The 21178-nt window shown below is 69.0% G+C and carries 23 protein-coding genes; 13 read left to right on the top strand and 10 right to left on the bottom strand.

The features are described 5' to 3' along the window. Window positions 1-11: 11 nt before the first annotated feature. Window positions 12-209 carry a RidA family protein gene (locus tag NLX83_RS28520; RefSeq protein WP_254238344.1) on the bottom strand — a complete coding sequence of 66 codons (198 nt, stop codon included), beginning with the start codon at window positions 207-209 and terminating at the stop codon, window positions 12-14. 20 nt (window positions 210-229) lie between these two features. Continuing rightward, complete coding sequence (locus tag NLX83_RS28515; protein ID WP_254238290.1) at window positions 230-397, bottom strand: hypothetical protein; 168 nt, start codon at window positions 395-397, stop codon at window positions 230-232. Window positions 398-507: 110 nt separating this feature from the next. Here NLX83_RS28515 and NLX83_RS28510 point away from each other — a divergent pair, with 110 nt between their 5' ends. The 3 genes from NLX83_RS28510 to NLX83_RS42315 all read left to right on the top strand — a co-directional run bounded on the left by NLX83_RS28510 (window position 508) and on the right by NLX83_RS42315 (window position 2583). Further along, entirely contained in the window at window positions 508-1224 is a 717-nt protein-coding gene (locus NLX83_RS28510) for a GNAT family N-acetyltransferase (RefSeq protein ID WP_308209395.1), read from the top strand. Continuing rightward, window positions 1214-1612, top strand: coding sequence for a GNAT family N-acetyltransferase (locus NLX83_RS28505; protein WP_254238288.1), 399 nt, complete (start codon window positions 1214-1216; stop codon window positions 1610-1612). Before NLX83_RS28510 ends, NLX83_RS28505 begins: the two co-directional genes overlap by 11 nt. Window positions 1613-2058: 446 nt before the next feature. Further along, on the top strand, window positions 2059-2583 hold the full coding sequence (locus NLX83_RS42315) for an ankyrin repeat domain-containing protein (RefSeq protein ID WP_374118822.1): 525 nt from the start codon (window positions 2059-2061) through the stop codon (window positions 2581-2583). A 429-nt stretch (window positions 2584-3012) separates the two neighbouring features. Here the strand turns inward: NLX83_RS42315 and NLX83_RS28500 are convergent, their stop codons facing one another. Both NLX83_RS28500 and NLX83_RS28495 read right to left on the bottom strand, forming a co-directional pair. Further along, window positions 3013-3360: a histone-like nucleoid-structuring protein Lsr2 gene (locus NLX83_RS28500; protein ID WP_254238287.1), complete on the bottom strand. Its 348-nt coding sequence runs from the start codon at window positions 3358-3360 to the stop codon at window positions 3013-3015. A 402-nt stretch (window positions 3361-3762) separates the two neighbouring features. Next, the gene (locus NLX83_RS28495; RefSeq protein WP_254238286.1) at window positions 3763-4557 is read right to left on the bottom strand and encodes a polysaccharide lyase; all 795 of its coding nucleotides are present in this window, start codon (window positions 4555-4557) and stop codon (window positions 3763-3765) included. A 342-nt stretch (window positions 4558-4899) separates the two neighbouring features. On the opposite strand from NLX83_RS28495, the gene NLX83_RS28490 reads away from it, so the two are divergent. The 3 genes from NLX83_RS28490 (at window position 4900) to NLX83_RS28480 (ending at window position 8784) form a co-directional block, all read left to right on the top strand. Beyond that, window positions 4900-5310: a hypothetical protein gene (locus NLX83_RS28490; protein ID WP_254238285.1), complete on the top strand. Its 411-nt coding sequence runs from the start codon at window positions 4900-4902 to the stop codon at window positions 5308-5310. Window positions 5311-5481: 171 nt separating this feature from the next. Next, complete coding sequence (locus NLX83_RS28485; protein WP_254238284.1) at window positions 5482-8451, top strand: AfsR/SARP family transcriptional regulator; 2970 nt, start codon at window positions 5482-5484, stop codon at window positions 8449-8451. 147 nt (window positions 8452-8598) lie between these two features. Continuing rightward, window positions 8599-8784, top strand: coding sequence for a hypothetical protein (locus tag NLX83_RS28480; RefSeq protein WP_254238283.1), 186 nt, complete (start codon window positions 8599-8601; stop codon window positions 8782-8784). Window positions 8785-9617: 833 nt separating this feature from the next. Here NLX83_RS28480 and NLX83_RS28475 read toward each other — a convergent pair. Next, window positions 9618-10559: a GlxA family transcriptional regulator gene (locus NLX83_RS28475; RefSeq protein ID WP_254238282.1), complete on the bottom strand. Its 942-nt coding sequence runs from the start codon at window positions 10557-10559 to the stop codon at window positions 9618-9620. Between the two features lie 82 nt (window positions 10560-10641). On the opposite strand from NLX83_RS28475, the gene NLX83_RS28470 reads away from it, so the two are divergent. The 3 genes from NLX83_RS28470 to NLX83_RS28460 all read left to right on the top strand — a co-directional run bounded on the left by NLX83_RS28470 (window position 10642) and on the right by NLX83_RS28460 (window position 12608). Then, entirely contained in the window at window positions 10642-11574 is a 933-nt protein-coding gene (locus NLX83_RS28470; protein WP_254238343.1) for an NADP-dependent oxidoreductase, read from the top strand. A 126-nt stretch (window positions 11575-11700) separates the two neighbouring features. Continuing rightward, window positions 11701-12447, top strand: a complete 747-nt coding sequence (locus NLX83_RS28465; protein WP_254238281.1) for a hypothetical protein — start codon at window positions 11701-11703, stop codon at window positions 12445-12447. Beyond that, on the top strand, window positions 12444-12608 hold the full coding sequence (locus NLX83_RS28460) for a hypothetical protein (RefSeq protein ID WP_254238280.1): 165 nt from the start codon (window positions 12444-12446) through the stop codon (window positions 12606-12608). Before NLX83_RS28465 ends, NLX83_RS28460 begins: the two co-directional genes overlap by 4 nt. 176 nt (window positions 12609-12784) lie before the next feature. Here NLX83_RS28460 and NLX83_RS42025 read toward each other — a convergent pair whose 3' ends face one another. Further along, window positions 12785-13777, bottom strand: a complete 993-nt coding sequence (locus NLX83_RS42025) for an ArsR/SmtB family transcription factor (RefSeq protein ID WP_254238279.1) — start codon at window positions 13775-13777, stop codon at window positions 12785-12787. A gap of 44 nt (window positions 13778-13821) precedes the next feature. Between NLX83_RS42025 and NLX83_RS28450 the strand changes: the two genes are divergently transcribed. Then, window positions 13822-15036 carry an MFS transporter gene (locus NLX83_RS28450; RefSeq protein ID WP_254238278.1) on the top strand — a complete coding sequence of 405 codons (1215 nt, stop codon included), beginning with the start codon at window positions 13822-13824 and terminating at the stop codon, window positions 15034-15036. On the opposite strand, the gene NLX83_RS28445 is transcribed toward NLX83_RS28450, so the two are convergent. The 3 genes from NLX83_RS28445 to NLX83_RS28435 form a co-directional block, all read right to left on the bottom strand. After that, window positions 15020-15775 carry an NPP1 family protein gene (locus tag NLX83_RS28445; RefSeq protein WP_254238277.1) on the bottom strand — a complete coding sequence of 252 codons (756 nt, stop codon included), beginning with the start codon at window positions 15773-15775 and terminating at the stop codon, window positions 15020-15022. The two genes, NLX83_RS28450 and NLX83_RS28445, sit on opposite strands and share 17 nt — an antisense overlap. 115 nt (window positions 15776-15890) lie before the next feature. After that, window positions 15891-16235 (bottom strand): YybH family protein, encoded by a 345-nt coding sequence (locus NLX83_RS28440; RefSeq protein WP_254238276.1) that lies wholly within the window; start codon window positions 16233-16235, stop codon window positions 15891-15893. Continuing rightward, complete coding sequence (locus NLX83_RS28435; protein ID WP_254238275.1) at window positions 16228-17793, bottom strand: DHA2 family efflux MFS transporter permease subunit; 1566 nt, start codon at window positions 17791-17793, stop codon at window positions 16228-16230. Before NLX83_RS28435 ends, NLX83_RS28440 begins: the two co-directional genes overlap by 8 nt. A gap of 137 nt (window positions 17794-17930) precedes the next feature. Between NLX83_RS28435 and NLX83_RS28430 the strand changes: the two genes are divergently transcribed. After that, window positions 17931-18911 carry an MsnO8 family LLM class oxidoreductase gene (locus tag NLX83_RS28430; RefSeq protein WP_254238274.1) on the top strand — a complete coding sequence of 327 codons (981 nt, stop codon included), beginning with the start codon at window positions 17931-17933 and terminating at the stop codon, window positions 18909-18911. Here NLX83_RS28430 and NLX83_RS28425 read toward each other — a convergent pair. Continuing rightward, complete coding sequence (locus NLX83_RS28425; protein WP_254238273.1) at window positions 18872-19729, bottom strand: NADP-dependent oxidoreductase; 858 nt, start codon at window positions 19727-19729, stop codon at window positions 18872-18874. The genes NLX83_RS28430 and NLX83_RS28425 overlap by 40 nt on opposite strands. Window positions 19730-19808: 79 nt before the next feature. Between NLX83_RS28425 and NLX83_RS42020 the strand changes: the two genes are divergently transcribed. Both NLX83_RS42020 and NLX83_RS28415 read left to right on the top strand, forming a co-directional pair. Further along, window positions 19809-20651, top strand: a complete 843-nt coding sequence (locus NLX83_RS42020; protein ID WP_254238272.1) for a helix-turn-helix transcriptional regulator — start codon at window positions 19809-19811, stop codon at window positions 20649-20651. 9 nt (window positions 20652-20660) lie between these two features. After that, window positions 20661-20999 carry a DUF5313 family protein gene (locus NLX83_RS28415; protein ID WP_254238271.1) on the top strand — a complete coding sequence of 113 codons (339 nt, stop codon included), beginning with the start codon at window positions 20661-20663 and terminating at the stop codon, window positions 20997-20999. Window positions 21000-21178 lie beyond the last annotated feature (179 nt).

Below are 21178 nucleotides of genomic sequence, written 5' to 3'. Positions count from 1 at the left end.
CGACCGGATTGTCACCCCGCGGCGATGGCCTCGATCTCGACAAGCCAGTCGCTGTCCAAGGTGGTCGCGACGATCGCGGTTGTCGGTACGCGCCTGCCACCGAGTGCGGCCGTTCGGGCGGCAGCGTCGGCCTCGACGTAAGCGGGGTCTCGCAGGTAGCTGGTCAGGCGCACGATGTTGTCGACGGTCATGTCAGCCGAGGCGCGGATGGCGCGGATGTTCGACCAGATCAGGTCAAGCTGCTCCTCCAGGTTGGCCCAGGTTTCCCAGCCGGGCCCAGGCCCATGGTGCCGACGACGAACAGCAACTGCTCGGCGCCTCGGACCTCCACGGCGTGCACGTAGTCATCGGTAGCCGCGTAGACGCGTTCGGTCGGATTGTGGGGCACGAACTCCATCGACTGTCTCGCGGGAACGAAAAATGACCCGTCCCTGCTTCCCCGAGGGACGGGTCCCATGCGGGACTTGTGACTGAACCGCGCGACCAACTTTACTTCTATTCTCGAACATGCGTTCGACTGGAGGGTGGGGGGGCGCCCCAAGCAGCAGCTTCACCGCTGGCTCGCCCCTCCTCGGCGCGTGCGCGTCGACCTCGGGAAGGCGCTGCCTTCCTCTGAGCAGGACAGGGCCGCCTCTCGTCAACGTTCCGACGCTCACCGACGGCGTGGTCACCCCTGCGCGCCCACCGACTGTCCGATGTGGAGGGTGTTGTCGCGCAATGTCGGGACCTGGATACGATCCGCTGGACGTCGGTCCCACGCCCTACGCTCGTGACGACGCTGTGGACTTCATCTCTGTGAGGACGCCGTCGGCGTGGGCTGACGGCACTCAGGCGCTATTCGCTATCGAGGCGCCGCATGCTGACGGTACTCGGCTTTTCTCCGGCTCCGTCGGCCTGCTCCACCGACATGACGGCGTGCGCGAGATTATCTTCGGCGTGCATCCTCAGGTTCGTGGCCGCGGGGTGTGCCGCAGAGCGGTCCGGCTCTTGGTTGACTGGGGATTCAGCGAGTACGGTGCGGAACTGGTGCTCTGGCGAGCCGCTGTTGGCAACTGGGCCGCGCGCAGGGTCGCCTGGTCGACTGGCTTCACCTTCGACGGCATGGTCACGTCCTTGGGCAGCCAGCGTGGCGAGCGTCGTGACATATGGATCGGCTCGCTGCGCCCCGACGATCCGCGCGAGGCCCCGGCACCCCTGGCACATCCCCCCGTTGATGACCTCTGACGAATTGCGATTGCGCCTGGTCGAGGATTCCGACACGCACCGCTACGGCGAGATCATGCTCGATCCCCGCACTCGTCACTTCAACGGCCGGCTACAGGAGGTCCGTCTCCTGCCCGACGGCGCAGCCGTGATCATGCGCCAACGTGAGGGTGAAGCTCGGGGCGAGAAAATCAACTGGTGCATCGCCGACCGTACCACCGACCGCATGGTCGGCCATATTCAACTGTTCGACCTGGTAGGAAGCAACGTGACCGAGGCCAAAGTGGACTACGCGGTGCATCCGGACTCGCGAGGCCGCGGAGTCCTCACCGAGGCGCTACAAGTCGTAGTGACATGGGCATTCCGTCCACGCTCTGAGGAGGGCCGGGCAAACGACGCCTCGCCCTGAGCAACACCGCCTCCCGTTACGCCGCCGAGCGCGTCGGCTTCGTCCACGTGTTCACCGACCCGGTCTCCTTCACCTCCGGTGATGAGGGCTTCGAAGACGCCGCTCACTACCACCTCCTCACCCCTTCCTGGCCGACCGGCAGATCGTCGTGAGGGCGTCCTCCGAAAATCCCCCTGCCATGAGCGCTCACAGTTCTGCCACCAGATCAGCGCTCTCACCGCTCCCACCCGGGTGCTCGTCGACTTCGTCCACTCCGGCTGCGCATTCCATGATGGGCAGTGAAGCCGAAAGGAGTTGTCCGTGATGAAGACCCTCAGAACCGAGCATCCCGCGGCGGTCGCCGTCTGTGCTGCCATCCATTCCGGAGACATCGCCGCGCTACGCGCACAGCTGGCCGCGAATCCATGGTTGGCCACGGTCAGGCTCGGAGATGACGCACCGCGGGCATGTCCCGGTCCCTGCCGCACGTCGCCACCGACTGGCCTGGTCACTTCCCGCGTGTCGCGGAGAGCATCCAGGCTCTGGTCGAAGCGGGAGCGGACGTCAACGCCCGTTTCCGGGGCCCGCACGAGGAAACGCCGTTGCACTGGGCGGCCAGCAGCGACGACGTCGCGGCGCTCGACGCCCTCCTCGACGCCGGAGCCGACATCGAGACACCGGGCGCGGTCCTCGGCGGCGGCCCCCCGCTGGCCGACGCCCGCGGGTTCAAGCAGTGGAACGTGGCCTCGCGCCTGGTCGAACGAGGGGGCCCGCACCTCGCTCGTCGACCTCGCCACCCTCGGGCTGCACGAGGAAATCGACGCCCGCTTCGCCACCACGACACCCGCTCCGGAGGAGATCACGTGGGCGTTCTGGGGCGCATGCCACGGCGGACGGCAACGCTGCGCGGAATACCTGTTCGCTCGCGGCGCCGACGTGAACTGGCTCCCCCACTGGAAAAACCTCACCCCGCTCGACGCAGCCGTCCGTGAAGGCGCCGACGACCTCGTGCAGTGGCTTCGTACTCACCAAAGGACCGCACGATGCGACCTCAGCTGTGGGAATGGGCACGAGACGACCAGGGAACGGCAGACCGCTGCCATCCGGTTCGATTAGATACTGCCAGCGTTGCCCGAGTAGTGAAAATCGGGCGAGCGTGACAAACTCGGTCGAGGGCCCCACTGACGGAACGCTGGCTCAGGTGAGAGATATCAATGGATCTCTGAGTCTGTAATCGTTCACTCTCGCCAAGTGAATTCCCCGAGCCATATTCTCAATCGAGCCGGGCCCCTCCCCTGCAATCAAGCAGCTGGTCAAGCCGAGGCGGCGAACTCCTCGCACACAGAGCGGCGGGTAGTGGCGAAGTCCGCCACCCTCGCACCTGCGATCAGGGCGCGAGGGTGACAGACACGTTTCGCTGGTCAAGCCGTACCGGCAGTTTCGTAGGCTTCGATGATGCCGCTGGGGATGCGGCCACGGTCGGAGATCTCGTGGCCGTTGGCCTTGGCCCATTCCCGGATCGCCCGGGTCTCGTCCTTGCTCCGCCCAGCATTCGCCCCACGCGAGCTCGGTCCCCGCTTGGACCGCCCGCCGATACGACGCGCGGCGGCGGCGAACGGGGCTAGCGCATCCCTGAGCTTCGCGGCGTTGTCCTCGTTCAGGTCGATCTCGTAGGTCACGCCATCGGCGCCGAACTCGATACGTGAAATGTCCTCTGCCGCCGTGCCGTCGAGGTCGTCAATGAGCTGGACGATAGTGCGCTGAGCCATGCGGGATTCTCCCCCTGCAATAGGTATTAGGTGCGTCCTCGGCGAGGAGAGTAGCAAAACGGCGACGCACGCAACACGAACCTCCACCTCGCGTCAGAGGAATGAACCGAACCGATACCTCTACGCGCCCCATCTTAGAGCCAACTCATCGTGCGCAATCATGGTGTCCCCAGTTCCACATCTCGCAAGATCGCGCTCCAGCCACATCGGAGGCGGAAGCGATAGTGATCAATCGCAGGGAATGTTCAATAGTTGACGAGGGATGCCGCATGATCTCGCGACCGGTTGACCATCAGACCCCAGTGCCGTCACTCGAAAGGTTGGCGGTTAAGTATCGAAATAAAGATTGCCGCAGGCTTTTCGGGCGCGCTCGAATCCCACCCGGGTCCCGACCGCACTGGTTTAGGGTGCGGTGATGCGTAGGCCGTCGTGCCAGAGGATGGCGGTGTCGCTGTTTCCTCCGTCGCGGTAGATGCCCATCTTCAGGTAGTTGCTGTCACCGGCCATGTTGGGTACGCGGTGTACTCCGGGCTGTTTGACGCCGTTGACCCAGGATTCGGCGAGGGCCTGTGAGCCTGGGGAGAACTTGACGTGCAGCACGTAGTCGACCCACCTGCCCTTCTGGATCGGGCCAATCTCCGTGCGCTTGTTGACGCGGTTGTTGGCGAAGTGCAGCGTGCCGTTATTGTCTACTTCCAGTGCCAGGGGCGGCGACCCGCTGCCGGAGTGCCACTGCATCGGGATGAACCAGCCACCTCGCGGGTTGGTGAAACTCGCATCAAAGCGCAGCGAGAACTCATACCACCGCTCATCGCCCGCCTTCACCCCCGCGCCGGCGGAACCGCCCGCCGATACCTCCGATCGTTCCCCACCACCGAAAGGTGGCACGTCGCCGTCGCGTACCTCGAAGCGCGCGGCCGTGGCGTGACCGGGGCCGCCGTCGGCGATCTTGGCCATGTAGGGCCCCTGCTTCCAGTCCTTGCAGGAGCTGTTGTAGCCGCGCCACTGACAGGTGCTCCACTGGCCGAAGTTCCCCGTGTCGTAGTTGCCAGTGAAGACCACTTTGTTGCCCACAGGCACCAGGGGCACGGCGAGAGCCGGACCGGAGGAGCCCAGCAGCAGGCCGGTCGTGGCGAACACCGTCATCAGAGTTCTCGACATGAACGGATTCTCCTTATTGAGGACGAACGACAACACCGGTTTGGCACCTCGAACACGAACAACGAGCAAGAACGAAACGATGAAACAGCGAACCGACCACACCCAGCCGGCCGACTCAGGACGCGATATACGGGCCGATTGTGAACACACACCCGCCCCGCCGTCAAGTTCACCCAAGTCCCCCGCAGACCCCATTACATCAAGCCACCCTGACGATCATGACATCTCGATGACACGCGTCCCCCAAAAGGAGGAAGAGAATCGGTACTTGTGTTCCCCAATCTCATATCGCCGCGCTCGTTGACCGACCCCACTCTCCGCTCTAGCCTCAATTCACCGATTCAGTGTTGAATCGATACATAACATGAAGGAGCGGGCATGAAGAAGATTTCCGTCGGTCGCCTGGCCGGCTCGGTCGCGGCGAGCACCGCCCCCGCGGCATCACTGCTCGCTTTCGGTGCGGTCGCGGCGAACGCGGAGCCGACGAACTGCCACTCCGTGGTGGTGGGCAAGACTCAGCAGGGCGTGCAAGCCTGGTGCACGGGCGGGACGGGCAAGTACCGCGCGGTCGCGACGTGTCGAGACCACAACTACAAGAACTACCAGACGTACGGCTACCCGCAGGAGAACGTGCCACCCGAGGATGTGCCGGTAGCCCGTCGAGAACGACCCGCAGCGGAGGAGCCCCTCCAACCCACGCACAGTCTCGATGTAGCGGGCGGTCTCGCTGTCCACTCCGGCCGTGCGCGCGCCCCTGTTGTTCCACGCGCGATCCCAGGTCACCAATAGGAAGCCGGGATCGCAGACGAGGTTGTACCGGGACTCGGTTCGAACGAGGTTTCCGTCACGAGGCCGCCGTCGTCACCGTTCCCGTCGCTGCGGAAAGTCTTGGCGCACACGGTCATCAGCCTGCTGGTGCCTGGCGGTTGTGAGAGCAGGTGATCGGGCACAATGCCCCGCATGACCGAAGCGCTGCACTTCGGGGTACTCGGGCCGTTCGTGGTGACCGCCGCGGGGCGGCCGATCGACTGCGGTCCTGTTCGCCAGCAGGCGGTGCTGGCCGCGCTCGCGTTGCGCGCCAACGAGGTCGTGGCCTCGGAAGACCTACTCAAGGCTGTCTGGGGCGATGTCTGGCCCGAGTCCGGAAGCAGGATCATCCCGACCTACGTCTACCGGATTCGCGCACTCCTGCCCGATCCTGGGTTGATCGAGCGGCGTCGCGACGGCTACCGCCTTCGCCTTGGTGAAGGTCATCTCGATCTGGAGGAGTTCACCCGACTGGTTCGTCTCGCCGAGGAGGCGAGCCACCCGGATCAGGCCGCCCAGCGGTACGCGCGGGCACTGTCGCTGTTCCGCGGTGGCGTGCTGGGTGGCCTGCCTGGTCTGGAGGCCGAGAAGACCCGGCTGGAAGAGCTGCGAATCCGGGTCGTCGCCGACCAGGTCGACATCGATCTGGTCAGGGGCAGGCACACGGCGGTGATTCCGGAGCTGAGCTCGCTGCTCGCGCTGCGCCCCTTCGACGAGCGGCTGATCGGCCAGCTGGTCCGGGCGCTGTTCCGCGCCGGCCGCCAATCGGAAGCGATGGCGGTCTATGCGGACGCCAGGCACCGCTTGCTGGAGGCCTTCGGCACCGAACCCGGCCTCGAACTCCAGAAGATCCACCTGGCGGTGCTTCGGCACAGCGATGGCGCTGGCCGCAATGAGCTGCCCTACCAGGACGCGCTGTTCGTGGGGCGCAACGCGCAGCTCGGTGAGATCCGCGCCGCCGTGACCGCCACGGGGCGTGGCGCCCCGGCAGTCGTCACCATCAGCGGTATGGCCGGGACCGGCAAGACCGCGCTGGCCGTCCACGCCGCACGAAGCCTCGCCGGCCAGTACCCGGCCGGGCAGATCTTCATCGATCTGCACGGGCACACCCCCGGCCGTGAGGCCCTGACGCTGGAGGCTGTTCTCGACCACCTGCTCACCAGCACCGAGATTTCCTCCCGTCCGCTCCCTCGCGGCACCGACCAGCGACTCTGCCTGTGGCGTTCGGAGATCGCGCTCGGTCGATGGCTGATCATTCTGGACAACGCCGGAGACGGCGCCGTCGTGAACCAGATCGTTCCGGGATCGCCCACCTGCGCGGTGCTGATCACCAGCAGGCGGCGGCTCGTCAGCGTCCAGTCCACTGTCCACATCGACCTCGGCGCCCTCGACGAGCACGATGCGGTGGATCTGCTGACCCAGATCGTCGGCGTGCGGCGCGCACAGGAACAACAGGCGGCGACGCGTGATCTGGCGCGATCGTGCGCCTACCTGCCGCTGGCGCTGCGGATCGCCGGAGCACGGTTGCGGCATCGGCCGAGCTGGACGGTGGCCGACCTCGCGGTGAGGCTGGCCGACCACACATGCAGACTGGCGGAGCTGAGCCTCGACGACCGCAGCGTCGAAGGAGCTTTCACCGCCTCCTACGAGCAGCTGCCCAGCGACCAACAGCGCCTGCTCAGACACCTCGGCGCCAACCCAGGACGCGATGTGGACATCCGAGCCGCAGCCGTGCTCGCCGACCTGGGCGTCTCCTCGGTCGAGCCGCTGCTGGAGAAGCTGCTCGACGCCAGCCTGGTCGAGCAGGCGGTGCCGGGGCGCTACCGGCTTCACGACCTGCTCCGCGAGTACGCCGTCACCCTGCTAGACACGGTGGACCCGCCAGGCACCAGGGCTGCGGCCCGCGCACGGCTGGCCGAACACCTCCTCGTCGCGATGAGCACGGTGATGGACCAGCTCGCGGCTCAGTCGTACTTCGTCTCCGCGCGCAGCACGCGAAGTGATCTCGCCCCGGACCTGTCCGGCGCCGAGAAGGCCTCAGCCTGGCTCACCGCGGAGGGCCGCAACGTTCTCGCGGTCAGTCAGGACATCCTCGGGGCGGGCGATGACGAACTCGGATGGCGGCTGGCCCTGTGCTCGGTCTGGCACCTTCACCTGTTCGGCGACCTGCCGGAGCGGGATCGTCTCCTGACAGCGGGTCTGCGGGCGGCAAAGAGGGGCGGATCAGCCGAAGGGGAGGCACGTTTCCGATACGTGCTGGGGCGCTTCACCCTTGTCCACGGTGACGTCCAGGAGAGCATCGACCACCTGCGGCAGGGCTACCACGGAGTCGACACGGGCGAGGAGCCCGGCCTGGCCGCACAGATCCTGGCCGCACTCGTCTACAGCCAGACCCGGCACGATCCAGGCACCGCCTGGCAACCCCAGCTTGAGCGGGCGCTCGCCTTGGCACGCGAGGCCGACGAGCCCAGGTCACTGGCCGGTGTGCACACCATCTACGCGCTGCTGGCCGGCAACGATCTGGACTTCGACACGGCCCTGGCACACTATCGGGAAGCACTCGACGTCAAGAGGGAGCTGGGAGTGACCGGTGGCCTAGCCGACATCCTCAACGGCATCGCCGAGTGCGAACTGGCCCGCGGTCACTACACCGACGCGGTCACCGCAGTGGACGCCGCTCGGAAAGCGGCGCGCCACACCGGGGCCCGCTACACCGAGACGTTCTCCCTGTGCTTCCTCGGCACCGCCTACCGGCACCTCGGCCGCATCCCGGAAGCCGTCGCAGCCCACCGTGCGGCGGTGCGTTGTGCCATCGAGAACCACTCCACGAACTCCGAGGAGATCGCCCGGCTGCGGCTCGCCGACAGCTTGATGGCCGCAGGCGAAACAGCCGACGGCCGGAGTGAGTTAATCCGGATCCTTCGGTCGGCCACCGACAACGGCAGGACGCTGACGGTGACGAAAGCGTTGGCCGGGCTGGCGCGAGAGGCCGTGGCGCGGGAACGCCCTGACGAGGCGAAGGCGTTTCTCCATCAGGCATTGGACGCGATCGGCCCAGCGCATCATCGCCGGCGCGAGCAGCTTCAGGCCCAGCTGGCGGAGCTGGCACCCGGTCCTGGCTGAGGTCGAGCGAACCCACCGCCTCGCGGCGCTACCTACAGGGCGGTTCCGCACATCGGCGGAGTCGATGTTGGGGAACTCGGTGACGTACTTCTGGTCCATGGCAAGGGAGTTGGTGGAGCCCCGCGGTCACCCTGCGCGCCCTGTTCCGTGACCTGCACCCTCTCGGCCGTCCCCGTCGACAGCCCCTTTACCGACATCCTTAAGGCCGAGCGGGCCGACACCATTTGTGGGTCAGCAGGCATCCAGGGGACCACCTCGTTCGACACGGGCGCCGACATCCTCACCACCACCGGTCGCGTGGTGTGGCAACACCCTGAGCGCTATGACGACTGAATCCGCACCGAGGCGATCACCGCCGATCCCAACCACTTCTCTGTCGTCGCGGCGTTGCTAGACGCCGGGACCCGGATCCGTCACCACCAGACCCAGCTCGTCCACACCTTCGCTGTCACCCGCTAGGAGGGCAGTCTGCGCCGCTTCTCGATCGATGTCGGCTCCTCTCCACTCTCACCGACCCCCGCGTCTCTCCACCTGTCTGTTGCGGTTACGCCGAAGGCATGCCCGGCAACGCCGCGGGCCAGCCCGAGCGGTTCAGCGCATGCTCGGACTCATGCCAGAAGAAGGTGAACCCGGCCCGAGCCAGGAGCTGGCAGCTCTCGAACGCCTCGACACCGACGTCCACATCAGCAATCAGTGGAACAGGCCTCCCACCACGTGAAGCAGGCCTGGCACGTTCCCCCAGGACATCTCGAAGGCGGGCGAACACGGGGCCATTGGGAGCCCAACAACCACGACCCACGCGGACTGCGAAAACACAACCCACCACCGCCAGCCCCGCACCGACTCCAACATCGCCGGGAGGCCCTCGGCTTGCTTGGCCGAGGGCCGCGCCGGACCAGCTCATCGGAGACCGAGGCCATCGCCCCGACGTGCCCGGCGAAGAGCAGCGAAGTCACCAAGATTCTCGCCACTCCGCCCCGTCTGATGTCGATCCCGGCGCTCCCGGTTCGACGTATCTATATGGGAAGGAAACTCGCTGAGAACATCAGGCAGGTCGCCATGGCGATCGGCCCGGTCGTCTCCGGTGTGCTGCCGGAGCAGCTCTGGTGGGTCGAGGCCATCATCGAGTTCGTGACCGAGGCGAGTGACCTGGTCCTGCACCGTTGTTACACCATCTCGGTCCGGAAGGTCCGCCGGTACGCGACGGGCGAGACCCCGAGCGCGTCGCGCAGGTGCTGTCTCAGCGAGGTCCCGGTCGCGAAGCCGACCTGCCCGGCGATCTGCTCCACCGAGAGATCACTGGCCTCCAGTAGCTCGCGCGCCCGCGCGACGCGTTGCTGGATCAGCCACCGGCCGGGGCTCACCCCGACCTCGTCGCGGAACCGGCGGGCGAAGGTGCGCAGGCTCATCCGCGCGTGTCCCGCGAGATCGGACTGAGTCAACGGCAGGTGCAGCCGCTCCAGTGCCCACTGCCGCGTGGCGGCCGTGCTCGTCATCGCGGGGTCCGGCACCGGCTGGTCGATGAACTGCGCCTGGCCGCCGTCCCGCAGCGGCGGGACCACGCACCTGCGGGCGACGCTGTTGGCGATCTGGCTGCCGAGGTCGCGCCGCACGACGTGCAGGCACACGTCCACCCCGGACGCGGCGCCCGCGGAGGTCAGCACGTCGCCGTCGTCGACGAACAGCACGTCCTGGTCCAGCCGCACAGCCGGGAACATGGTGCGGAAAAGCGCGCTCTGGCACCAATGCGTCGTGGCGGGCCGCCCGTCGAGCAGTCCCATCGCGGCGAGCAGGAAAGCCCCTGTGCAGATCGACACGATGCGCGTGCCGGGACGGATACGTGCGAGCGCGGCCGCGACGGGCTCGGGCAGGCCGCCGGTGACCACCGTCAGGTCGAACGGCGGGATCACGACGGTGTCGGCTGACTCCAACGCTTCCGGGCCGTGCTCGACGGCGACCGTGAAGTCCGCGTCGGTGCGCACCGGACGTCCGTCGACGGTGCACGTGCGGATCGCGTAGTGCTCTGGCAGCGCGCCGAAGATCCGCCGGGGAATCCCCAGTTCGAACGGGTAGACGCCGTCCAACGCCAGCACTGCGACCTGATGCATGGCACGATCCTATCGAAGAGTGGCAATCATGCCATTTTCCGAAGGACGCCGCGGCGACAGCATGGTGCCCATGAGCGAGAAGATGCGCGCGATCAGCCAGAACACCCTTGGCGGCCCTGAAGTGCTGACCGAGATCGAACTGCCCAAGCCGACCCCAGCGCAGAGCCAGCTGCTGGTGCGCGTGCACGCCGCGGGCCTGAACCCGACCGACTGGAAGCACCGCGCCAACGGCCTCTGGCTCGGCGAACCGCCGTTCGTCCTCGGCTGGGACGTCTCCGGCGTGGTCGAGGCGGTCGGCGTCGGCGTCACCCTGTTCAAGCCGGGCGACGAGGTGTTCGGCATGCTGCCCTACCCGCACGGGGCGGGCTCCTTCGCCGAGTACGTCACCGGTCCCGCGCGGGCCTTCGCCGCCAAGCCCGCCAACCTCGACCACGTCCAGGCCGCCGCCGTCCCGCTCGCCGCGCTCACCGCGTGGCAGGCGCTGGTGGACACCGCCCGGCTGCGCCCCGGCCAGCGCGTCCTGATCCACGCCGCAGCCGGAGGGGTCGGGCACTTCGCCGTGCAGATCGCGAAGTCGCTCGGCGCCCACGTGATCGGCACCGCCAGCGCGGGCAAGCACGAGTTCCTCCGCGAGCTCGGCGCGGACGAGGTGATCGACTACCGCGAGACCGACTTCGCCGAGGCGGTCCGGGACGTGGACGTGGTGCTCGACTCGCTCGCCGGTGAGACCGCGATGCGGTCGCTGCGTACGCTCCGCGAGGGCGGCATCCTCGTCACCATCCTGCCCGTGGGACAGGAAGATCTCATCGCCGAGGCCGAGCGCGTCGGCGTGCGCGCGGTGCCCATGCTCGTCGAGGCCGACCACGCCGGGATGACCGCGATCGCCGAGCTGATCGAGAAGGGCGAGCTGCGCCCGGTGGTCGCGGGCAGCTTCCCGCTCGCCGAGGCCGCGAAGGCGCACGAGCTGGGCGAAACCGGTCGTACATCAGGAAAATTGGTGTTGGTCGTCCGCTGATTCACGATTGCTTAAATGCCCCTCCGCGTTGTCGGTCCCCCGATATAGCGTCCTCGCGGCCGGTGTGGACCGGCAACGATGAGAGGGGAAACGGGCATGCGCCGTAACGGCACTGTCCTGGTTGGATTGACCTTGCTCGCGGGACTCGTGATGAACGGGGCGGCGGGGGCCGCACCGAAGGCCGCGGAGCGGACCCCGGTCAGCTCCTACGAGTTCGTCAGCGAGAAGGGGGACTACATCGGCGGTGGGGCGACGCGCTCCTACCGGGCGCCCAAGGACAAGGTCGGGCTGTCCGGGAACGCGGAGGGCCTGACGCTGCGGGTGGACTCCGCCGATGGCAAGGAGTGGTGGCACGTCGACCTCGCCGCCCCGCGCGGGCAGCGGCTGCACCCCGGCGTCTACCGCGACGCCGAGCGCGCGTCGTTCCGCACGGGCCGGGCTCCCGGCCTGGACGTCGGTGGCACCGGGCGCGGCTGCAACCAGGTCTGGGGTGAGTTCGCGATCGACCAGATCGAGACCGACGCCTCGGGCGCGGTGACGGTGCTGGAGGCGACCTTCACCCAGAACTGCGAGGGGCCGAACAGCCCCGCGCTCAAGGGAACCGTGCGCTACCAGGCGTTCCCGCTGTCCTACGAGTTCGTCAGCGCGCCCGGTGACTACATCGGCGGCGGCAAGAGCAAGAGCTACCGCGGCGCGAACACCGTGTTCACGGTCGGTGGTTCCGTTGACGGCGCCCTCTCGTTCGGGGTGTCCGGGCAGCGGGACGACTGGCGCGTCGAGCTCGCTCCGGCGCAGGGCCAGAAGCTGGCCGTGGGCACCTACACGGCGCCAAGCGGTACCCGTTCAACGACGGCTCCCCCGGGCTCAGCGTGAGCGGCAACGGACGTGGCTGCAACCAGCTCGGCGGCTCTTTCACGATCACCGAACTGGTCACCGACGCCGAGGGCAAGGTCAAGGCGTTCGCCGCGACCTACGAGCAGTTCTGCGAGAACGGCACGGCCGCACTGCGCGGCACTGTGCACGCCTTCGCCTGACGGCAGCCGAGTTCGGCGGTCTTCAAGTACACCCAACCCCCGCTCCAGCGATCGCTAACAGCGACTAACCCCCGGCAGCAACGAGGGTTCGTGGCGGTTTGAGACGCGCTGGGCGGGGGTGCGGTGTACTTGAAGACGCCACAACCACTGCGCGGGACAGGTTTAGTGGTGGGGCGCTAGGTGTGGTCGGTCGCGGTGAGGACATCGCCCGCTTCGGTGCGGCGGTAGACCACGCGGCGGCCGACGCGTTCGCCGATGATCAGGTCCGCGTCGCGCAGCACTGCCAGGTGGCCACCGATCGTCCCCAGGGACAGGCCGAGCTGCGCGGCGAGTTCGCTGCTGGTCGCGGGTTCCTCCAGCTCGCGCAGGATCGTCGCCCGGTTCTCGCCGATCAGCCGGTCCAGCGCGCCGTCGACCCGCTCGCGTCCCGGCTCGGCGCGGCCACGCGCGGGGTAGACCAACCCGTGCCGATCCGGCGGCGCCTCGCACAGCCACGAGCCACGCGAGGCGCTGATCGGCACGAAGAGCATGCCCTCGTCGCCGACCACGCGGTCCGGCGCCTCCTGGTCGCTGAAGCGGATCGCGTCGACGCCGACCCACGCGCTGCGCCTGCTCATCCGCTCGACGGCGCGCGGCCACCCGTAGGCGGCCAGCAATCCCGCGCGGTAGGTGACATCGCGCTCCAGCAACGCCTTGCGGCGCGGCCAGTCCGGGAGCACGTGCGCGTGCCACACCGCGTCAAGCAGCTCGGCGGTCCTGGCCGCGAAACCCTTGCCGGACAACCACTTCAGGTCGTGCCGCCGCCAGCTCCGCCGCACCGAGACCGTCAGCTGGGCGACCACGTGATCGTCCTCGGCCGCCGCGACCTCGACCAGCTCGTCGGCGAGCGCGGTGCGCATCCCGCCGCGCGGCGGGATGACGATGTGGTCGGGCAGCCACTTCGTGGAGCCGAGCAGGCGGACCAGGCCCGCCGCGAACGGATTCCCTTCAAGGCGTGCGGTGAGCGCGGCCCGGTGGCGGGCGTGCCAGTCGGCCAGCCACGGGTCCTCGCAGGGCTTGCTCAGCGCGAGCAGCGAGCCCACCGTCTCCGCGAGCGGCGACAGCGCGAACCTCGACCGGGACAGCGCCAGCGCGCTCAACCGCAGCAATGCCATTGCTTTCGCCTCCACGCGAAACAATAGTGCGCCGTGCGGGGGCTCCGCAGACTCGCCCGATGCCTTCCCCCTTGCTCACCCGGTCCGGGTTCCACTGGTTCTTCGCCGGGCAGCTCGTCTCGCTGCTCGGCAGCTCGATGGCCCCGGTCGCGCTCGCCTTCGCGGTCCTGGACGCCTCCGGGCGCACCGGCGACCTCGGCGTCGTGCTCGCCGCGCACATGGTGCCGATGCTCGGCTTCCTGCTGGTGGGCGGCGCGGTGGCCGACCGCCTGCCGCGCCGCGCGGTGCTGGTGGTGGCCAACCTCGGCTGCGGGCTCACCCAGAGCGGAGTCGCCGCGCTGCTGCTGGCCGACGCCTACGACCTGACCGCGCTGGCCGCGCTCTCCTTCGCCAACGGCGTGCTGATGGCCTTCACCACGCCCGCGTTGCGCGGCATCGTGCCGGAACTCGTCGCCGCCAACCGGTTGCGCCAGGCCAACGCGCTGCTCGGCACGGCGCGCAACGCCACGAAGATCATCGGCCCCGCCCTCTCCGGCGTGCTGGTGGTCGCGGTGGGCGGCGGTCCCGCGATCGCCTTCGACGCGCTGAGCTTCCTCGTCGCGGCGGCCTGCCTCACCCGGCTCCCGCGCCTGGCCACCACGCCCCCGGCCGAGCGCGCGGGCATCCTCGCCGACATCCGCGACGGCTGGAGGACCTTCCGCGGCATCCCGTGGGTGTGGCAGGTCGCCCTCGCGTTCTGCGTGGTGAACCTGGTGAACACCGGCACGTGGCAGATCCTCGGCCCGGAGCTGACCCGGCAGATCAGCAGCGAGGCAGCGTGGGGGCTCGTCCTCAGCGCGCGCGGCGTCGGCATGCTCGTGATGAGCGCGCTGATGTTCCGCTTCGCGACGCGGTACCTGCTGCGGTGGGGTTCGGTCCTGGGCGCGCTGGGCGGGCTGCCGTTGATCGTGCTCGGTTCCGGGGCGGGGATCACCTGGCTGGTCGTGTCCGCCTTCGTCGCCGGGCTCGGCTCGTCCGCGGTCGCCATCAGCTGGGAGACCTCGTTGCAGGAACACGTGCCCACGGAGTCGCTTTCGCGCGTCTCCGCCTACGACGCGCTGTTGTCCTACATCGCGATCCCGTTCGGCCAGCTCGCTGTCGGACCGGCGGCGGACGCCTTCGGGGGCGCCGCGGTGGCGCTGGGCGCGGGCGTCGGTTACACGATCGCCGTGCTGCTCCCCCTGGGCTCCGCCGCCGTCCGTCAGCTACCGCACAACGTCAGCCGTGCGGGTTGAACGGGATACCGGAGGGCTTGGCCCGCTCCAGCTGCCCGCCGAACGAGCTGTCCTTCAACCCGAGGTTCGCGCTGCCGAAGTCGGCCTGCGCGAACCGGTCGCGGATGCCGGGCGGGTAGTGGTTCCAGCCGACCAGCGGCGGGTACTGCCAGGCGCCCTTGTGGTTCTCCGGCGGCTCGGTCGCGCTCGCGTGCCGGAAGGCGTGCGTGAGCACCCCGTCCTTGTGATAAACGATCTTCGCGTGCGATCCCTCCCAGGCCACCTGGTTCGCGGGCCTGGTCGTGTAGTTCCCGTGCGCGGACGTGGAGACGTACTGCGCCGAGTTGTTCCGCACCCACACCACGACGTGCTCGATGTCGTGCCGGTGACCGCTCTCGATCAGCGGCACCGCCTGGTCCTTCTCGAAGTAGAGGTCGTACATGTAGGCGCACCAGCCGTTGTTGCACTTGGCCCGTGAATAGGTGTTGGTGTTGTCCAGGTCGGCGGCGTCGCGGCAGTTCCCGTTCAGCGCCCCGCTCGGCTTCAGCCCCGGGTTCAGCATCCCGTCGGGCCCGATCGCCGGTGTCGGGTAGCAGCCGTCGCCGTCGTAGTCGAACGCCGGCTGCCACCGGAGTTCGTCGGCCGTCGCCGCCCCGGGAAGCGCCCTTGGCGGCTCCGCGTGCGCCGTTCCCGGCAGTGCCGCGACCAGCGCGACGGCCAGCGCCAGCGCGCTCAACCGCGATCTCCTACGTTCGTGCATGCCTGGACCTCCGGGCTCGGTGACGGCAGGGAAGCGGCGGTCTCCCCGACAATGCCGCCCGGAACGGCCCGGGTTAAACCCCCTTTCGGCGAATCTTCCGCGAACTCCCGCCCCGCTAGAGGGCAGGTTGGTCGATGAGCCAGCGCCAGGTGCCGTCGGGCTGGCGGCGGGCGACCTCCGCGGTGGCTTTGCCGTTGGCCAGGACAGTGGAGGTCAGCGCGAGATTTCCCTTGCGCAGCGCGGATTGCGCGACGCCCGGGGCGAACTGCCCGCCATCGGCGAGCAGGCCCGCGTAGAACTCGCGGATGAGCGACGAGCCCTGGACCTGCCCGCCGGGGACGGCGAGCACCGCGTCGGGCTCGTACAGCGCGACCAGCCCTTCGACGTCACCGGCGTTGGCGCGCTCGACGAAGAGCCTGCCGAGGTCCTCGGGTTCGCGGGCCCGCTCGCGCTCAGACATGGACGACGGGCTCCCCTGCGGGCACGCCGCGCCTGAGCAGCGCGGAGATCGCCGCGGCCAGGGTCAGCGCCACGCCCGCGACCAGGAACGCCAGCGACATGCCGTCGACGAACGTGACGTTGCTGGCGTGCCTGATGGCCTCGGCGACGGCCGGTGCCGTGCCCTCGGGGATCACCGCTCCTCCTTGCGCCACAACGGTTTGCCATTCGACCGCCTGGGCGGGGGTCGGCGTCGGCGCGCCCGCGGCGGTGAGCTGGTCGGCGAGGTTGCCGCCGACGTGACCGGACACGACGGCGCCCAGGACCGCGGTGCCGAGCGAGCCGCCGAGCTGGAACAGGGTCTGCTGCATGCCGCTGGCCACCCCGGCGAGGCTGACCGGCGCGTTGCCGATCACCGCTTCGGTGGCGCCGACGATGACCACGCCGAGCCCGGCGCCCAGCAGCGTCAGCCACAGCGACAGCAGCCCGGTGCCGCCGTCCACGCTCAGCGTGGCCATGCCGAACATCGCCGTGGCGGCGGACAGCAGCCCGCCCAGGATCGGCCAGCGCGGGCCGAACCGGTCGAACAGGCGGCTGGCCAGCGGCGGCCCGACCGCCAGCAGCGCGGTCAGCGGCAGCAGCTGCAGCCCGGTCTCCAGCGCGGTGAACCCGTGCACGCCCTGCACGTAGAAGGTCAGGAAGAACATCCCGCCGAACATCGCCAGCGCCATGATCAGCAACACCACGGTGCCCACCGACAACGGCACCGAGCGGAACAGGCTCATCGGCATCAGCGGCTGCGGCGCGCGCAGCTGCCAGAGCACGAAGGCCACCCCGAACACCAGCCCGATCCCGCCGGGGACCAGGGTCGACGAGGAGGTCCAGCCGTGCTCGGGGGCGAACACCAGCGCCAGCACGGCGCCGAAGGTGGCGACGGTGAGCAGCGCGACCCCGGGCAGGTCGAACGAGGACGACTCGTCGGCGGGCCGGTTCTTCGGCAGGTAGCGCACGCCGAGCGCCAGCGCGAGCACGCCCACCGGCAGGTTGAGGAAGAACGCCGCCTGCCAGTCGAAGGAGGAGACCAGCAGGCCGCCGACGATCGGACCGGCCGCGGCCGAGGTGCCGATCAGCCCGGAGAACACGCCCAGCGCCCGGTTGAGCAGGTGCGGCGGGAACGCCATCCGCAGCATGCCCAGCGCGGCGGGCATCAGGGCCGCGCCGAACATGCCCTGCACCACCCGGACCCCGATCAGCATGCCGGTGCCCGAGGACAGGCCGATGGCCACCGAGGCCAGGGTGAACCCGACGACGCCGATCAGGTAGAGCCTGCGGTGCCCGAGCAGGTCGCCGAGCTTGCCCGCGGTGATCAGGCAGACCGCGAGGCCGAGCAGGTAGCCGTGGGTGACCCACTGGAGCTCGGCGAGCGTCGCGCCGAGGTCGGCGCCGATCGCCGGGTTGGCCACGGTGACGATGGTGCTGTCCAGGGCGACCATCATGATGCCGAACGCGATCACCACCAGGCTGCGCCACGGGTTCTCCCGCGGCGTGGTTCTCGGTTCGACTGCACTGGCGACGGACACTGTTCTCCTTTGATCGGGATCTGGCGGAAGCATGGCATCCCGGTCTGACAGTCAACCGGTGCGCGCCCGTCGGCGACACGGGTTTTCCCCAAGGTGAACTTCGGGAATCTGTTGCGTTTCCCGACGTTGGAAGGGTTGTGACGCTTCCCGCCCGGCTTTCCGTGCTCGATCGTTCGCTGGTGCGCGCGGGCGGTGACGGTCCCGGCGCGCTGCGCGCGACCGTGCGTTTCGCCCGGTCGGTCGAGGCGCTGGGCTACCGCCGGTTCTGGGTGGCCGAGCACCACGGCGTGCCCGGTGTCGCGGGGTCGGCGCCGACCGTGCTCGCGGCGGCGGTGGCCGCGTCGACCACGCGGATCAGGGTCGGCACGGGCGGGGTGATGCTGCCCAACCACCAGCCGCTGGTGGTCGCCGAGCAGTTCGGCGTGCTGGAGTCGCTGTTCCCCGGGCGGATCGACATGGGGCTGGGCCGCTCGGTCGGCTTCACCTCGGGCGTCCGCCGCGCCCTCGGTCGCGACAAGGCCGCGGCGGAGGGCTTCCCCGGCCAGGTCACCGAGCTGCTGGGTTACTTCACCGGCCCCTCTCCGGTCGGAGTGCGTGCGAACCCCGGCGAGGGCCTGCGCGTGTCCCCTTTCGTCCTCGCCACGGGCGCCGGGGCGGACACGGCGGCCGATCTCGGCTTGCCCTTGGTGATCCCGGGCTCGCGGGAAGCCGAGATCGAGCGCTACCGCGAACGGTTCCGCCCATCGCCGTGGTCGGCCACGCCGTACGTGGTGGTGGCAGTCGCGGTGTCGGTCGCGGACACCACCGCGGCGGCACGACGACTACTGGTCTCTGAAGCGTGGTCGACGGCCTACTCGCAGACCCACGGCGTGTTCCCGCCGTTGGTGCACCCGAACGAGGTGCTGGGCATCGACATGACCGCGCGGGAACGGGAGCTGTTCGAGCGCGCCATGAGCGGTCAGATCCACGGCACGGCACCGGAAGTCGCGTCGGAGCTGGAAAAGTTGACCCACCGCACGGGCGCCGACGAGATCATGATCACCACGAGCGGGTTCGACCGCGACGAGGTGCTGGACTCCTACCGCCGGCTCGCGGGCTTGATGATCACCTTGCCGTGAACGCGCCCGGCCTCGCTCGCGCGGTGGACCTCGGCGAGGTCGGCGAGAGGACGCGTCCCGGTCACACCGACCACCAGAATTCCCTTGTCCACCAAGCGAACCAGCTCCGCGAGCCGCGCGGGATCGTTGCGCGCCACGACGTGCCGACCGCGGACCGGGACCGGCGTGGTCGCGGAGATGATCCGCCCTGCCTTGCCCAGCAAGGGAACCAGGGTCTCCGAGGCCACCGGGACGAGGTTGATCACGGCGTCGACCTCTCCGGCCGCGTCGAGCGGAGTGGTCGTGTAGTCGATGATCTCGTCGGCGCCGTGGCCGCGCACCGCGTCCGCGCTGCGCGCGCTCGCCGTCGCGATCACATGTGCGCCCATGTGCTTGGCGAGCTGCACGGCGAAGCCGCCGATCCCGCCGCCAGCGCCGTTGATCAACACACGCTCGCCCGCCGTGATGTCCTCGACCGCCTGCCACGCGGTCAGCCCGGCGAGCGGCAGCGCGGCGGCTTCGGCCAACGGGATCGTGGTGGGCGCCGGGATGAGGCGTTCTGCGGGCGCGACCGCGAACTCCGCCGCCGCCCCGCCGTCCAGCCAGCCGATCACCGGGTCGCCCTCGACGGTGCCCGCCACGTCCCACCCGAGCGCGTAGGGCAGCTCCACCGGGAACAGCTCGGCCAGAAAACCCGATCGCAGCGCGGTTTCGGTGGGATTGAACGAGGTCGCTTCGACCCGGATGAGCACCTCGCCGGGCCCGGGTTCCGGCACGGGGACGTCCTCGACGCGGATGACGGAGGGATCGCCGTGGCGGTGGATTCGCGCGCTCTGCATGCGATGAACGCTAGGCAGCCGTTGCGAGACGATCCATGCTTCACACTCCTGCTTTCATACGCGATCGTATTCTGACGCGGTGGACGTGCTCAGTGACGTGATCGCGGTGATGCGCACCGGCAAGCCCGTGGCGGCGCGCGTCGGCTGGCAGGCGCCGTGGAGTCAGGAGTTCGCGCCGGTGCCTGGTGCGGCCGGGTTCCAGGTGGTCCTGCACGGCGCGTGCCACCTGCTCCGGCCGGAAACCGAGCCACTTGTGTTGAGCGCGGGCGACGTGGTGTTCCTGCCGCACGCGCAAGGGCACACGCTTACCGGGCAAGGAGATACGGTCACGCTCTGCGGCGCCTACGAGGTCGCTCCCGCGCGCGTGCACCCAATGCTGCTCGACCTGCCCGAGGTCGTCCACCTGTCCGCGCGCGACGAACTGCGCTCCGCCATCGAGCTTCTCGACGTGGAACTACGACATCCCCACCTCGGCACGGACGCGCTCGTTCCCGCGCTGCTGGACACCTTGCTGGTCTACCTCCTGCGCGCCTGGTTCGCCGAGCAGCCCGCCCGCTCGGCAACGGGTTGGGCCGCCGCGCTCAACGACCCCGTCGTCAGCGCGGCATTGCAGGCGATGCACCACGATCCGGCCCGGCCGTGGACAGTCGCGAAGCTCGCCGCCGAGGCCGGGTTGTCGCGCGCTCCGTTCGCCCAACGGTTCGCCGCGTTGACCGGGCGACCGCCGATGACCTATCTGACGTGGTGGCGGATGACCATCGCCGCGCGGCTGCTCCGTGAGTCCGACGCGCCGTTGAACGCGGTCGCGGGCGAGGTCGGCTACCGCTCGGAATTCGCCTTCGCCGCAGCGTTCAAGCGCGAGCACGGCGTCGCGCCCGGCCGTTACCGCCGAGCCGTCCCGGGCGGTGTCGGCGAGGGATAGGGTCGGGGGATGCGGCGACCGAATCCACTGCTCTGGCTGTGGTACGCGTTCGGCGGCACGCTGCCGATGCGCTACCGCGACTGGGTGGTGCGCGACCTGACGTGCCGGACGTGGCTGGTGCGGCACTTCCTCCGGGTGCTGGTCGTCCTCTCCCCCGTGCTCGGCGTGCTGTACCTGGTCTTCGGTGTCGCACTCGACGGGCCGCCCGAGGTGGTGTTCCCCGCGCTCGCGCTCGGCCTGAGCGTCGGGATGTTCTACTCGCTGTCCTACGCGCCGGAGAGCACGGACAACCGGCTCACCAAGTACGGCTTCCCGCACGGCCACGCGACGAAGTCCCGGGACGCTTAGCCCGTGCCCTGCACGTGGCACCACCGATCGTGATCTCCCCCCAGAACATCACCACCGCAGCCCAAATCCCCGTTTCGTACTCTTGTCGGGATTTTGGAGCGCTCTTTTTCCCGTTATGAGTACGAAACGGGGTTCTCTAGACGGCACCCGCCGAGGATGAGGTGAGCGGGCGGGTGGAG

This window comes from Allokutzneria sp. A3M-2-11 16 (assembly GCF_024213555.1).
GTDB lineage: Bacteria > Actinomycetota > Actinomycetes > Mycobacteriales > Pseudonocardiaceae > Allokutzneria.
Note: the sequence above shows the minus strand (reverse complement) of the source record. Positions and strands in the feature narration are given on the sequence as shown.